Below are 14,062 nucleotides of genomic sequence, written 5' to 3'. Positions count from 1 at the left end.
CGCGGTCGATCATGGATCGTCATGGTGGTGCCCGTGGGCCGTCAGGCGGGCACGCCGCGCCGCCGGGGAAGATGAGGTCTCGCCGTCACCGGAGGCGGGCGGTGCGCCGTGCGGGGCACGGCGGGACCCGCCGGACAATCAGCGTTCCTCGCCCCTGCGGCGCCAGCGCTCCTCCATGCGCTCCATGAAACCGGGCCGTGCGGCACGCCGGCGATCCTGCTTGCCGGTCGCGCCCGGCCTCGCCTCACCACCGAACCCGTTCATGCGTTTCCAGCTGGACAGGCCCCACAGACACGCGGCGAGCATGACCACAAAGCCGCCGACACCGAGTGGGATGATCGGTGCCACCACGCCGACCATCAACAGCACGACGCCCAGGACGAAGCCGATGGAGGCTTTGACCAGGCGGCGCTTGTAGTGGTTGCGTGGATCACTGATCCGAACGGTATTGGCCCACTTCGGGTCCTCGGCGTAGAGGGCCTGCTCGATCTGGTCGAGCAAGCGCTGCTCGTGCTCAGAGAGCGGCACGGCGCCTCCCAAGGACGGCCCCTAGTCGGGGAAGACGGCAACGGGCACCACAAGGTGTCCGGACCTCGCGGTCGGTTATCCCCAGAATACGAGGCTGTAGACGTAGGCGAAAGAAAACGTCCAACGTAGACCAAACCGGAGGTGACGTCATAGATCCATTCCATCAAACCTGGGGCGAACAAGCGAGGCCGGGCGGACGGCTTCCGGCCCGAATCTGCGAGCGGCCCTGTCCATCGCCATTTCGGCCTCCCGCCAGCCGGTTTCCCGCTCGCCGAGGCCGAGCTGGTGGGTCGCCGTGCCCGCGGGACGGAGGTTCTCGACCCGCACGCCGACCAGGCGAAGCCGCACCCGATCGAGCCCTGCGGCGTGGTACAGCTCACAGGCAGTGGCATATATCTCTTTCGCCACATCTGTGGCCTCCCGCAGAGTGCGGGCACGAGTGATCGTCGTGAAGTCGGCCCGGCGGAGCTTGACGCTCACCGTGCGGCCGATGTGCCCCCCGGCGCGCAGCCGGGCGGCCACCCGCTCCGACAGCCTCAGCAACTCGCGGCGGATGGCGTCGGGGTCGTCCACGTCGTAGGGGAAGGTCTCTTCGGCGCCGATGCTCTTGTCGGGGGCGTGCGGGGTGACCCGGCGCTCGTCGCGCCCCCAGGCGAGCTCGGCCAGATGGGCACCGACGGCCCCGAACTCGCGCTGGAGCGTCGAGGCGGGCACATGGGCGAGGTCGCCCACCGTCTTGATGCCGAGGCGCACCAGGGCCTGCTCGGTGCGCTCGCCGACGCCCCACAGGGCCGCGACGGGCAGCGGATGGAGGAACTCCACCACCCGGTCGGCGGGGACGACCAGCAGGCCGTCCGGCTTGCAGTGCCGGGAGGCGAGCTTGGCGACGAACTTGGTGCTCGCCACGCCCACCGAGCAGGTGATGCCGTGGCGCTCGGCGACCTCGGCCCGGATCAGCGCGGCGATGCGCGCCGGGGAGCCGAGCCGGCGCACGGCCCCGCGCACGTCGAGGAACGCCTCGTCGGAGGCGATCGGCTCGACCTCGGGGGTGATCGCGCGGAAGATCTCCATCACGCCTTTGGAGACCTCGGCGTACTTGCCGTGGCTGGGCGGGATGACGACCGCCTGCGGACACAGGCGGCGGGCGCGGGTCATCGGCATGGCCGAGTGGACCCCGAACCTCCTGGCCTCATAGGTGGCGCTCAGCACGACGCCCCGCGCGCCGGCCGCGCCGACGATGACCGGCGTGCCCCTCAGCTCGGGGCGGTCGAGCAGCTCGACGCCGGCGTAGAAGGCGTCCATGTCGACGTGCAGGATCGGGCAGCCGGTGTCGTCGGCCGGCGCCTGGCCGGGGACGGGGACCTGCCCGGGATCGGACCGCAGGACCTGCTTGCGCGACACGATGACATCCTAGCCGAACAGGCGTTCTAGCGGCCAGGCTCGGCACGGGGGCCGGGACGTCCCGGCCGGAGCGCTCACCGGTGGCCGAGGAGATGGAGCTGGGTGGCGATGTCACGCAGCACCGGGTGGGCGGCGGCGGCCTGCTCGAGCGCGATCAGGGCCCGGGCCGCCCTCGGCTCGCCGTCCAGCAGCCGGCCGGGCACCAGGTCGGCGAAGACCCGCACGCCGCTGGTCTCGCCGGGCACGAACCCGGCCGCCGTCAGCAGCCCGGCGAGTGCCTCGGCGCTGAAGCGGCGGGGCGTGGGATCCTGCTCGCCCCAGCGGCCGGCGGGGTCGGTGAGGACCTGCCTGGCCTCGTCGAAGTGGCCCGACAGCGAGCGGTGGATCGCCGTGGCGACCGGGTTGGCCGCCAGCACGCTGATCACCCCGCCCGGTCTGAGCAGCGCCGCGACGGCCGACAGGGCGCCCGCGGGGTCCTCGACGTACTCAAGGACGCTGTGGCACAAGACCAGGTCGGCGCAGCGGGGCTCCAGCAGGTCGCGCAGGTCGGAGGCGTCGCCCTGGATGCCCTTGACGCCGACCCCCGCCTCCGCGGCGCGGCGTTCCAGGGCCGCCAGCGAGTCGGGGCTGGGGTCGACGACGGTGACCGCGTGGCCGAGCTCGGCCAGCGGCACCGCGAACCCGCCGGTGCCGCCGCCGGCGTCGACGATGTCGAGCCGCTCACGCCCGGTGGCGCGCGCGCGAGCGGCCAGCGTGGCCCGGAGAACGTCCCACACCACGGCGGTGCGCACCGCCGGAGAGGTGGCCGCCTGGCGCGCGGCGCCTTCGGTGCGCAACTTCAGCTCGCCTCCTGCGAAAGCGTGTCGATCGGCCTCAAGCCTACGCCAGGCGGGCGGCGCGCCGGTCGCCTCAGAGGGCCAGTGACGGCTTCAGCTGCTTGAACCGGGCGAGCAGGCCGTTGACGAACTGCGGCGACTCGTCGGTGGACAGCTCGGCGGCCAGCTGGACCCACTCGCTGATCACCACGGCCTCCGGGACGTCGGTGACCCACAGCAGCTCGTACGTGCCGGCCCGCAGCAGGTTACGGTCGACGGCGGGCATGCGGTCGAGGGTCCACCCCTCGGCGTAGGTCGAGATGAGCTCGTCGATGCGCGGCCGATGCCGGCTCACGCCCTCCACCAGTGTGGCGGTGTACTCGTTGACGGGCGGTTCCGCCCGCTCCACTCGCTCGGCGAGCACGCTGACCGGAGGCTCCTCGCGCAGCTCCGCCTCGAAGAGGATGTCGAGAGCGCGCCTGCGAGCCTTTCCGCGAGCCGACACCTCAGGCCCGGCCGAGGTACTCGCCGGTGCGAGTGTCGACCTTGACCTTCTCACCCGTGGTGATGAACAGCGGCACCTTGATCTCGGCGCCGGTCTCGAGCGTCGCGGGCTTGGTGCCGCCGGTGGAGCGGTCGCCCTGCAGGCCCGGCTCGGTCTGGGAGATGGTCAGCTCGACGGCCGCCGGGAGCTCGACGTACAGGACGTTGCCCTCGTTGACGGCCACCGTGGCGAGGCCGTTCTCCAGCAGGTAGTTGGCGGCGTCGCCGACGGTCGCGCGGGCGACGTTCAGCATGTCGTAGGTCTCGGTGTCCATGAAGACGAAGTCGTCGCCGTCGAGGTAGGAGAACTGCATCTCGCGCTTGTCGACGTTGGCCACCTCGACCTTGACGCCGGCGTTGAAGGTCTTGTCCACGACCTTGCCGGAAAGCACGTTCTTCAGCTTGGTGCGGACGAACGCGCCGCCCTTACCCGGCTTGACGTGCTGAAACTCCACCACGCTCCAGAGCTCGCCGCCGTCGAGCTTGAGCACCAGGCCGGTCTTGAGGTCGTTGGTCGTCGCCACTCGTACTCTCCTGCATCGTCATGATCGCGCTTAGCCGCCCCTGCCTCACAGGACCAGCAACTCCTTGGTGGTGCGGGTGAGGAGCTCCGGGCCGCCGACGCGTGTCACGAGAGTGTCCTCGATCCGGACGCCGCCCCTGCCTGGCAGATAGACGCCGGGCTCAACGGTGATCGGAACCCGATCGTCAAGTCTACCGGTCCCGGCAGCACGCAGGAACGGGTCCTCGTGGATCTCCAGGCCGACGCCGTGGCCGAGCCCGTGCCCGAAATGCTCGGCGTGGCCGGCGGCGGCGATCACCTCACGCGCCGCGGCGTCCACCTCGGCGAGGCCGGCTCCGGGGGCGAGCGCGTGCCGTCCGGCGCGCTGCGCGGCCCGCACCAGGTCGTACAGCTCGCGCTGCCAGCCGGCGGCCGTGCCGACGGCGACGGTCCTGGTCATGTCGGCGTGGTAGCCGCCGTACAGAGCGCCGAAGTCCATGGTGACCAGGTCGCCGCGTTCGATGGGCCGCTCGCCGGGGACGTGGTGCGGGACGGCGCCGTTGGGGCCGCTCGCCACGATCGTCTCGAAGGCCGGGCGGTCGGCGCCCAGCTCCACCATGCGGGCCTCGAGCGCGCGGGCCAGCCGCCGCTCGGTCATGCCCGGCGCGACCGTCGCGACGACGTCGGCGAAGGCCTGGTCGGTGAGAGCGCAGGCGGTGCGCAGCGCCTCGATCTCGGTGTCGTCCTTGACGACCCGCACGCGCTCGACCAGTCCTTCGGTCACCGGCAGGTCGCCGCCGCCGAGCCTGCGGTAGCGGGCCACGGACATGTCGCGCGCCTCGACGGCCGGCCGCCCGGCGAGTTCCACCAGCGTGGCCTCGACGTCCCGCGCCTCGACGATCTCGACGCCGCCGATGTCGCGGCGGGCCGTCTCGATATAGCGGGAGTCGGTGGCCAGCACGGCCGAGCCGTCCACCCGCACCAGCATGGCGGCGTTGGAGCTGGCCAGGCCGGTCAGGTACCGGACGTTGACGCCGCGGGTGACGAGCAGTTCGCCGACACCCTCCTCGCCCAGCAGTGCGGCGACCCGGGCGCGGCGCGGCTGGTAGATATCGGTCATATCCCGAACTGTACGGTCAGCCGGCGTCGGCCGTCCCGCCACCGGCCGAGCGCAGCGGCAGCTCGCGCAGATAGACGACCGCGAAGAAGCCGACGGCCGCCAGCGGGACGCAGGCCAGGAAGACCGACTGCATGGCGTGGGTGAAGGACTCCACCACGACGTGCTGGAGTGCCGGTGACAGCTCCCTGACGGCCTCGGGGGTGCCGAGGGCCAGATCATGCGCGCCCTGGGGCACCCGCAGCCGCGCCGCCGCGAGCATGGCGGCGATCTCGCCCTCGACCCGGTTGGTGAGGATGGCCCCGAGCGCCGCGACCCCGACCGCCCCGCCGAGGTTGCGGAAGAAGGAGACACCGGAGGTGGCCACGGCCATGTCACGCCGCTGGGCGGCGTTCTGCGCGGCGAGGATGAGCATCTGCATGCTGAAGCCGAAGCCGGTGCCGAGCAGGGCGATGTCGAAGCCGATCATCCAGCCGCTGGAGTCGGGACGCATGAGCGACAGCAGCGCGCTGCCGGCGCAGATCAGCAGCAGCCCGGCGACCGGGAAGACCTTCCAGCGGCCGGTGCGCACGACGACCCGCCCGGAGGTCACCGCCGACAGCAGCAGGCTGAGCACCAGGGGGATGGTCATGACGCCCGACATGGTGGGGCTCATGCCCTTGACGATCTGGAAGTACTGCGGCAGGTAGGTCATCGCGCCGTACAGCGCGAGGCCGACCAGCAGCGACGCGCCACCGGCCAGGACGAAGGTGCGGTCGCGGAACAGCCGCGGCGGCAGGATCGGCTCGGCCACGTGCCGCTCGACCAGGACGGCGAAGGCCAGCAGCAGCACCGCGGCCCCGCCCAGGGCGTAGGTCCAGCCGGAGTTCCACGCGAACTCGTGGCCGCCGAACGACAGCAGCACCATGACCGCGCTGGCGCACCCGGTGATGGCGAAGGCCCCCCACCAGTCGATGCGGGCGTCGCGCGCCTCGTACTCGTAGCGCAACATCCGCTGGACGACGGCGAAGGCCGCGACGGCGAAGGGGACGCACATGTAGAAGGTCCAGCGCCAGCCGAGCAAGGGGGCGTCCACGATGAATCCGCCGAGCAGCGGGCCGCCGACGGTGGAGACGCCGAAGACGACGCCGATGTAGCCCGAGTAGCGGCCCCGCTCCCTCGGCATGACCACGTCGCCGAGGATGACCTGGGTGAGGGCGGAGATGCCGCCGGTGCCGACGCCCTGCAGCGCGCGGGCGAAGACCAGCATGCCGACGCTCTGCGACATCCCGGCCAGGATCGATCCGGCGATGAACACCAGCAGGGAGAGCTGGAACATCCACTTGCGGCCGAACAGGTCCGACAGCTTGCCCCACAGCGGGGTGGAGGCGGTCAGCGTGAGCAGCGACGCGCCGGTGACCCAGGCGAGCTGGTCCTGCGCGTTGAACTCGCCGACGACCGTGGGCAACGCGGTGCCGACCACGGACGTCGAGATCATCGAGGTCATCAGGGCCAGAAGCAGCCCGGACATGATCTTGAGGATCTCGCGATGGGTGTAGCTCCGGCGGTCCCCCGACTCGCCGTGTGCGTCCGCTCGGGTGTCCCCCTGCACCGCCACTACCGGCCCCCAGTTTTCTTCTTTTACCAACTATTTGTATTAGAGACCTGTTTACCTGTCAAACGGTAAGCCGATGTCATATAGCGGGAAATTAGTTGCGAACGTGCCCTAAGTCGGCACTGGTCAGCGGCCATGGGGCACGTGGGCGACCGGACACTCCCGAACGCCCCGGGTGCGGCGAGGAGATCGGGCCTGCGCGTGCCGCAGGGCCCGTCCCGGCCACGGCGGGGCCGCGGCCGGGAGGCGTGGCACCTCGGCGACGCGGTCAGGCGGCCATTTCCCTGACCTTCTCGATCAGGGCCAGGCGTTCCTTGTGCGAGCCGGCGAGCGGAGCGACGTTGATCGTGGTCACGCCCGACTCCCTCATGGCCGCGATGCGGTCGCGGACGAAACCCTCCGGGCCGACCAGCGACATCTTCTCCAGCAGCTCCATCGGCACCATCGCGGCCGCCTCGTCCTTTCGGCCCGACAGGTACAGCTCCTGGATCCGCTCGGCCTCTTTCTCGTAGCCGTAGCGGCGGGCCAGGTCGTTGTAGAAGTTCTTCCCCTTGGCGCCCATCCCGCCGATGTACAGCGCCGCCATCGGCCGCCCGAGCTCCAGCAGGCCCGACACGTCGTCGCCGATGGCCAGCGCCGCCTGGGCGATGACGTCCAGCTCCCCGAGCGCGGGGTCGCGCTTGGCCCTGCCCGCGGCCAGCGACGCGCCCCACACGTCGGCGGCCTTCTCGGGGACGTAGAAGATCGGCTCCCACCCCTCGGCCAGCTCGGCGGTCAGCTCGACGTTCTTCGGGCCGATGGCCGCGACCACGATGGGGATGCGCTCGCGGACCGGGTGGTTGATCAGCTTCAGCGGCTTGCCCAGTCCGGTGCCCTCACCGGCGGGCAGGGGCAGCCGGTAGTGCCGGCCGTCGTAGGTCAGCCGCTCGCGCCGCCACACCTTGCGGCAGATCTCGATCACTTCGCGGGTGCGGCCCAGCGGGGCGGTGTACGGCACCCCGTGGAAGCCCTCGATCACCTGCGGGCCCGAGGCGCCGAGGCCGAGGACGAAGCGCCCGTCGGAGACGTAGTCCATGCCGGCCGCCGTCATGGCGAGCAGGGCGGGAGTGCGCGAATAGATCGGCAGGATGCCGGAGGCGATCTGCAGACGGCTGGTCTTGGCCGCGATGTACCCCATCTGGCTCACCGCGTCGAAGCTGTAGGCCTCGGCGACGAACACGATGTCCAGCCCGGCGCTCTCGTAGTCGGCCAGCTCGGCCACGGTCTCCTTGAAACCCCCGGCGTAGTTCAGTGCCATGCCGATGCGCATCCCAGTCCTCCTACTCGTGGGTAACAGAAGGATGTTCCCCCATTTCGGCGGCCAAGGCCAACAGCGGTGCGGCCATCGCGGCACCCGCACGCCAGGGGACGCCAGGGGACGCTAGGGGACGCTAGGGGACACGGCCCACGCCGCCCAGCACCGGCAGGGACGCCCCGCGCAGCGGCAGCGCGTCGGGGGCGGGCCGCCACTCGTTGAGCGGGACGACGCCCGGATCGACGACCCGCAGCCCGTCGAACAGCCGCACGATGGACGCGCTCGGCCGGGCCTCCAGCATGGCGTTGGCCGCGCCGTAGACCTCGCGGCCCTGGGCCATCTCCGCAGGGAACGCGTCGGAGCCCAGATGTGAGATCACGATGTGGCTGCCGCTCGGCAGCGCCCGGGCGTAGGCGGCGACCAGGCCCCAGGGGTCCTCCTGGTCGGAGACGAAGTGCAGGCACGACACCATGAGCACGCCGACCGGCCGGTCGAGGGCGAAGGCGGCGGGCAGCGCCGAGATGACCTCGTCGGGGCGCCGCAGGTCGGCCTCCAGGAAGGACACCTGCGGCGTCGTGGCGAGCAGCGCCCTGCCGTGGGTGGCCACGACCGGGTCATTGTCGACGTAGACGACCTGGGCGTCCGGCGCGGCGGCCAGCGCCACCTCGTGCACGTTGCCCTGGGTCGGCAGGCCGGCGCCGAGATCGAGGAAGCCGCGCACGCCGGCCTCTCGGGCCAGGAACCTGACCGCCCTGCCGAGGAAGTCGCGGTTCTCGCGCACCGCCTCCCGCACGTGCCCCCGCGAGATCGCGATGACCTTCTCGGCGGCGGCGCGGTCGGCGGGGAAGTGGTTCTTGCCGCCGAGGTAGTAGTCGTACATCCGGGCGACATTCGGGCGGCTCACGTCGAACTCCCGGAGAGGATGCCGCTCGTCCACCATCACCCGTCCTCCTCTCCGCCGGTGACATGATCGTAGTGCCCGAGCGGGTGGCCGGGAAGGCGCAGGTCGCACCGGATCAGCCGTCGCGGGCGCCGAGTGCGTCCAGATCGCCCGGGGTGTCGACGTCCGCGGGGTCGCCGGCATCGTCGCAGGGCACCAGCGTGACCAGCTCGGGATGGGCCCGCAGGAACGGCCGGGCCCCGACGTCGCCCTCGGCCAGCGCCCCCACCAGCGCGAAGTGCTCGCGCCCGATCAGCACCGGGTTGCGCGGCACGCCGCCGTAGGCGGCCACCGCGACGGTGGCGCCGGCCCGGAAGGCGGCGACCAGGCGGCGTACGGCCTCCGGGCGGATCAGCGGCTGGTCGGCCAGGGCCACCACCACCGCCCCGGCCTCGCCGGGCACCGCCGCCAGCCCGGCGCGCAGGGACGACCCCATGCCCGTGGCCCAGTGCGGGTTGTGCACCTCGACCGCGCCGGGGACCCCCGTGGGCGCCGCGCCCAGCACCACCAGCACCGGATCGCACCCGCCGTCGCGCAGCAGCCGCACGCCGCGGTCGGCGAGCCGCTCCCCCGCGTACTCCACCAGGGCCTTCGGCGCGCCGAAGCGGCTGCCGCCGCCGGCGGCGAGCAGCAGGCCCGCCACCGGGGTCACGCGTGCTCCTCGTGGGGGCCGGCGCCGTGGATGCGGCCGGTGGTCTCGGTCAGCGCCCGCCCCGACCCGCCCCAGCGGAGCTGGATCAGCTCGGCGGCGATCGACACCGCGGTCTCCTCGGGGGTGCGCGCGCCGAGGTCCAGGCCGATCGGCGAGCGCAGCCGCGCCAGCTCCTCCTCCGGCAGTCCCGCCTCGCGCAGCCGCGCCAGGCGGTCCTCGTGGGTGCGGCGCGACCCCATGGCGCCGACGTACCCCGCGCGGGTGCGCAGCGCCACCTCAAGGAGCGGCACGTCGAACTTCGGGTCGTGGGTGAGCACGCAGATCACGGTCCTCTCGTCGACGTGGGCGGTGGACAGGTAGTCGTGCGGCCACTTCACCACCACCTCGTCGGCCTCGGGGAAGCGCTTGGCGGTGGCGAACACCGGGCGGGCGTCGCAGACCACGACGTGGTAGCCGAGGAACTTGCCGAGGCGGGCCACGGCGGCGGCGAAGTCGATCGCGCCGAAGACGAGCATGCGCGGCGGCGGGGCGAAGGAGTGGACGAACACCGCCAGGTCGTCCAGCCGCCGCTCGCCGTGCGGCCCGTACCGGCGCACGCCGGTCAGGCCCTGGGCGAGCATCCCCCGGGCGTCGTCGTCCACGGCGGCGTCCAGTCGCGGCACGCCGAGCGAGCCGGAGACGCGGTCGGGCCAGACGACCCGGCGCGCGCCGGTCCGCCCGGGGCCGGATATGACGGTGGCGACCGCGACCGGCTCGTGCCCGCGCACCGACGCGGCGATCTCCCCCAGCTCGGGGAAGTCCTGCGCGGACACCGGCTCGACGAGGATGTCGATGATGCCGCCGCAGGTCAGCCCGACCGCGAAGGCGTCGTCGTCGCTGACGCCGTACCGCTGGAGCACCGGGCGGCCCTCGGCGGCGACCTCGCGGGCCAGCTCGTACACCGCGCCCTCCACGCAGCCGCCGGACACGCTGCCGACGGCCTCCTCCCCGAGCACCGCCATGGCGGCGCCGGGCGGGCGTGGCGCGCTGCGGAAGGTGCCGACGACCGTCGCCAGCCCGAAACGCTCCCCCGCCTCCCACCACCGCACGATCTGCGACAGCACGTCACGCATGCGACAGCCTTTCCGCGAGCTCCTCGAAGGCCGCCAGGCTGTGCCCGGCGACGAACGCCCCGACGTGGGGCAGGGCCGCCCGCATGCCCCCGGTGAGCGGACGGTACCCCTCCCGTCCCTTGTGCGGGTTCACCCAGATCACCCTGCGGGCGAGCCGGGACAGCCGGGCCATCTGACGGCCGAGCAGGGACGGGTCGCCGCGCTCCCAGCCGTCGGAGGCGATCACCACGGCCGCGCCGCGGGCGCAGGACCACCGGTCGAGGAACTCCTTCAGCTCCTCCCCGAGCCGGGTGCCTCCGCTCCAGTCGGGAACGGCCGCCGACACCTCGCGCATGGCCGTCCCGGCCTCGGCGTGGCGCAGCGCGGGGGTGAGCCGGGTGAGCCGGGTGCCGACGCTGAACACCTCGGTGGCGCGCGGCTCGCACCGCACCAGCGCGTGGGCGAAGCGCAGCAGCGTGTCGGCGTACGGGGCCATGGATCCGCTCACGTCGACCAGCAGCACGACGCGGCGCGGCCGGGTGCGGCGGGCGCGGCGGAGCAGGCGGGCGGTCTCGCCGCCGGTGCGCAGCGCCTCGCGCATGGTGCGACGCGGGTCGGGCCGGCCGCGCGGGGCCGGGGTGTGCCTGCGGGAACGGCGCTGCTCGCGGCGGGCGCGCAGCAGGGCGAGCATGCGGTGGATCTCCTCGCGCTCGGCGGGGGTGAGCCGGGCGACGTCGCGCCGCCTGAGCACCTCGGCCTCGCCGGCGGTGGCGGGCACCGCCTCCCGGTCGCCGCGCTCACCAGTGGCCGCGCCGTCGGTGGTGGCGGTGTACCGGGTGCGGGTCACCACGGGCGGGGAGGAGCGGCGGGCGCGGGCGCGCTCGCCGCCGAAGTAGGCCGCGAAGCACCGGTCGTAGCGGGGCAGGTCGTCCGGGCCCGCGCAGAGGGTCAGCCGGCCGGCCCAGTAGACCGCTCCCGAAGCGCCGGCGCCGAGGTGGGCCGCCGCCCGCAGGAACGCCTGGGTGCGCTCGTGGCCGGCCGGCACTCCGGCCGCGCGCAGCGTCCGGGCGAACCCGGTCAGGGTCGCCGCGACCTCCCCTGCGGCCGCGGCGCCGCCGGTCCCGAAGAGGTGTCCGCGCCCGGCGCCGGAGAGATGTCCCGCGGGCCCGTCGTCCGGGATGTCCTCGGCCGGGCCGTGGTCCGGGACGTGCCGTGCGGGCCCCTCCTCCGGGACGTGCCGTGCGGGGTCGTCGTCCGGGACGTGTCCGGGGCCGCTCCCGTACGGCACGCGGCCACGGGCGGTGCCGGGGATGGGGAGCCCGCCCTCCCCGCCAGGGCGAGGTGGTTCAGGCATCGCGCAGCAGCCCGCCGGCGAGGGCCGTCTGCTGGTCCTCGCGGTACTTCAGCACCGCGCCCAGAGTGGCCGAGGCCAGCCCGGGATCGAGGTCGCGGGCGCCGAGGGTGAGCAGCGCCTCGGCCCAGTCGAGGGTCTCGGCGACCCCCGGCGGTTTGAGCAGCCCGGCGCCGCGCAGCCGCCCGGCGGCCGCGGCGACCTGGCGGGCGAGGGTCTCGGTGCACTCCGGCAGGCGGCGGCGCAGGATCGCGACCTCGCGCTCGAACGCCGGGTGCTCCAGCCAGTGGTACAGGCAGCGGCGCTTGAGCGCGTCGTGCACATCGCGGGTGCGGTTGGAGGTGAGGACCACGACGGGCGGGGTCGCCGCGCTGATGGTGCCGAACTCGGGGATGGAGATGCTGAAGTCGGACAGCACTTCCAGCAGGAACGCCTCGAACTCGTCGTCGGCCCGGTCGATCTCGTCCACCAGCAGCACGCTCGGCTGGGTCTCCAGGGCCCGGAGCAGGGGGCGGGCGATCAGGAAGCGCCGGTCGTACAGCTCTCCCTCCAGGCGGGCGGCCTCGCCCGCGCCGGTCGCTCCCGTGGCCTCGGCCGCCTTGAGGTGCAGGAGCTGGCGGGCGAAGTCCCAGTCGTACAGAGCCTGGGCGGCGTCCAGCCCTTCGTAGCACTGCAGGCGGATCAGCGGCGCGCCGAGGACGGTGGCGAGCGTCTTGGCCAGCTCGGTCTTGCCGACCCCCGCCTCCCCTTCCAGGAACAGGGGGCGGCCCATCTCCAGCGCCAGGAAGCACGCGGTCGCGAGCCCCTCGTCCGCCAGGTAGGCCCGTTCTTCCAGCAGTTCGGCCAGCCTCGCGGGGCCGCCGACGCCGGCCGCCCGGTATGTCTCGTGCCGCACCCCCTCAGCCTACGCGCATCCCCCGCCCGCGAGCCCGTACCACCGTGTCACGCGGATCATCGCGATTTCCCCATTGACTTGGTAGGAATTGCTGGCAATTATGAGAGGACACCACACCCCGGCAGACCGTCTTCGGCGACGTCATCGACCGCCACCGCACCCACATCGTCACGAAGGACGCCCGACCCATGACCCTGAAGTTCCACTGGTTCCTGCCCACCAACGGCGACGGCCGGTCGATCGTCGGAGGCGGCCACGGGCTCGCCCGCGCCCACGGCCACTCCACGGCGCACGCCTACCGGCCGCCGTCGATCGACTACCTCGCCCAGATCGCCCGCTCGGCCGAGCAACTCGGCTTCGAGGCCGTCCTGACCCCGACCGGCACCTGGTGCGAGGACGCCTGGCTGGTCACCGCGGCGCTCAGCCAGCAGACCACGCGGCTGAAGTTCCTGGTCGCCTTCCGGCCCGGCCTGCTGTCGCCCACCCTGGCCGCCCAGATGGCCGCCACCTACCAGCGCATCTCGGGCGGGCGGCTGCTGCTCAACGTGGTGACCGGCGGCGAGGGCCCCGAGCAGCGCCGCTTCGGCGACCACCTGTCCAAGGACGAGCGGTACGCGCGCACCGACGAGTTCCTGAGCGTCGTGCGGGGAGCGTGGAGCGGCCCGTTCGACTTCACCGGCACCTACTACCAGGTGGCGGGCGCCACGGTGTCCGAGCCGCCCGCCCCGCTGCCCGAGCTGTACTTCGGCGGGTCCTCCACCCCGGCCGGCGCGGTCGCGGCCCGGCACGTGCAGACCTACCTCACCTGGGGCGAGCCGCCCGCGCACGTCGCCGAGAAATCGAGTGGGTGCGCGCACTGGCCGCCGCCGAGGGACGGACCCTGCGCTTCGGCGTCCGGCTGCACGTCATCACCCGCGACACCTCCGAAGAAGCCTGGGCCGAGGCCGGGCGGCTGCTCGACGCGATCGACCCCGCCCACATCCGCACCGCCCAGAAGGTCCTGTCCCACAGCGAGTCGATCGGGCAGCGGCGCATGCTCGCCCTGCACGAGGGCTACCGCCGCGACGGCGGCACCGTGCACGACCTGGAGGTGTACCCGAACCTGTGGGCGGGCGTCGGGCTGGGGCGCGGCGGCGCCGGCACCGCGCTGGTCGGCAGCCACGCCGAGGTCGCCGACCTCATCGAGGAGTACGCCCGCCACGGCATCAGCGAGTTCGTCCTGTCCGGCTACCCGCACCTGGAGGAGGCGTACTGGTTCGGCGAAGGCGTCCTGCCCGAGCTGCGCCGCCGCGGCGCCCTGAGCACCCTCCCCGCCCCCATCCGCCTCACCGCCTGACCG

The 14,062-nt window shown here is 73.1% G+C and carries 13 protein-coding genes and 1 pseudogene; 1 reads left to right on the top strand and 13 read right to left on the bottom strand.

Annotated elements, in window-relative coordinates; translation table 11 throughout:
- Positions 1–138: 138 nt before the first annotated feature.
- The 13 genes from IEY93_RS22250 to IEY93_RS22190 all read right to left on the bottom strand — a co-directional run bounded on the left by IEY93_RS22250 (position 139) and on the right by IEY93_RS22190 (position 12,723).
- Positions 139–528, bottom strand: coding sequence for an SCO2097 family morphological protein (locus tag IEY93_RS22250; RefSeq protein WP_189165040.1), 390 nt, complete (start codon positions 526–528; stop codon positions 139–141).
- Between the two features lie 147 nt (positions 529–675).
- Positions 676–1,929: a DNA polymerase IV gene (locus IEY93_RS22245; RefSeq protein WP_189165039.1), complete on the bottom strand. Its 1,254-nt coding sequence runs from the start codon at positions 1,927–1,929 to the stop codon at positions 676–678.
- 74 nt (positions 1,930–2,003) lie between these two features.
- On the bottom strand, positions 2,004–2,765 hold the full coding sequence (locus IEY93_RS22240; RefSeq protein ID WP_189165038.1) for a methyltransferase domain-containing protein: 762 nt from the start codon (positions 2,763–2,765) through the stop codon (positions 2,004–2,006).
- 73 nt (positions 2,766–2,838) lie between these two features.
- Positions 2,839–3,249 (bottom strand): transcription antitermination factor NusB, encoded by a 411-nt coding sequence (gene nusB / locus IEY93_RS22235; protein ID WP_189165037.1) that lies wholly within the window; start codon positions 3,247–3,249, stop codon positions 2,839–2,841.
- A gap of 1 nt (position 3,250) precedes the next feature.
- Positions 3,251–3,811: an elongation factor P gene (gene efp / locus IEY93_RS22230; protein ID WP_189165036.1), complete on the bottom strand. Its 561-nt coding sequence runs from the start codon at positions 3,809–3,811 to the stop codon at positions 3,251–3,253.
- Between the two features lie 45 nt (positions 3,812–3,856).
- Positions 3,857–4,909 carry a M24 family metallopeptidase gene (locus IEY93_RS22225; protein ID WP_189165035.1) on the bottom strand — a complete coding sequence of 351 codons (1,053 nt, stop codon included), beginning with the start codon at positions 4,907–4,909 and terminating at the stop codon, positions 3,857–3,859.
- 16 nt (positions 4,910–4,925) lie between these two features.
- On the bottom strand, positions 4,926–6,497 hold the full coding sequence (locus IEY93_RS22220) for an MDR family MFS transporter (RefSeq protein WP_268241576.1): 1,572 nt from the start codon (positions 6,495–6,497) through the stop codon (positions 4,926–4,928).
- 271 nt (positions 6,498–6,768) lie between these two features.
- Complete coding sequence (locus IEY93_RS22215) at positions 6,769–7,809, bottom strand: LLM class F420-dependent oxidoreductase (RefSeq protein ID WP_189165034.1); 1,041 nt, start codon at positions 7,807–7,809, stop codon at positions 6,769–6,771.
- A 121-nt stretch (positions 7,810–7,930) separates the two neighbouring features.
- Positions 7,931–8,734, bottom strand: a complete 804-nt coding sequence (locus IEY93_RS22210) for an SAM-dependent methyltransferase (protein WP_189165033.1) — start codon at positions 8,732–8,734, stop codon at positions 7,931–7,933.
- A gap of 76 nt (positions 8,735–8,810) precedes the next feature.
- Complete coding sequence (locus IEY93_RS22205) at positions 8,811–9,386, bottom strand: nucleotidyltransferase family protein (protein ID WP_189165032.1); 576 nt, start codon at positions 9,384–9,386, stop codon at positions 8,811–8,813.
- Positions 9,383–10,498 (bottom strand): XdhC family protein, encoded by a 1,116-nt coding sequence (locus IEY93_RS22200; protein WP_189165031.1) that lies wholly within the window; start codon positions 10,496–10,498, stop codon positions 9,383–9,385. Before IEY93_RS22200 ends, IEY93_RS22205 begins: the two co-directional genes overlap by 4 nt.
- Positions 10,491–11,831 carry a vWA domain-containing protein gene (locus IEY93_RS22195; protein WP_189165030.1) on the bottom strand — a complete coding sequence of 447 codons (1,341 nt, stop codon included), beginning with the start codon at positions 11,829–11,831 and terminating at the stop codon, positions 10,491–10,493. Before IEY93_RS22195 ends, IEY93_RS22200 begins: the two co-directional genes overlap by 8 nt.
- A complete protein-coding gene (locus IEY93_RS22190) occupies positions 11,824–12,723 on the bottom strand; it encodes an AAA family ATPase (protein ID WP_189165029.1) in 900 nt (299 codons plus the stop codon). The genes IEY93_RS22195 and IEY93_RS22190 overlap by 8 nt, the downstream gene beginning before the upstream one ends.
- 188 nt (positions 12,724–12,911) lie before the next feature.
- Here IEY93_RS22190 and IEY93_RS22185 point away from each other — a divergent pair.
- A pseudogene (locus tag IEY93_RS22185) lies at positions 12,912–14,059 on the top strand (LLM class flavin-dependent oxidoreductase).
- Positions 14,060–14,062: the final 3 nt, after the last annotated feature.

It is taken from the genome of Sphaerisporangium melleum, assembly GCF_014646695.1.
GTDB lineage: Bacteria > Actinomycetota > Actinomycetes > Streptosporangiales > Streptosporangiaceae > Sphaerisporangium > Sphaerisporangium melleum.
This window is presented reverse-complemented; position numbering and strand designations above follow the sequence as displayed.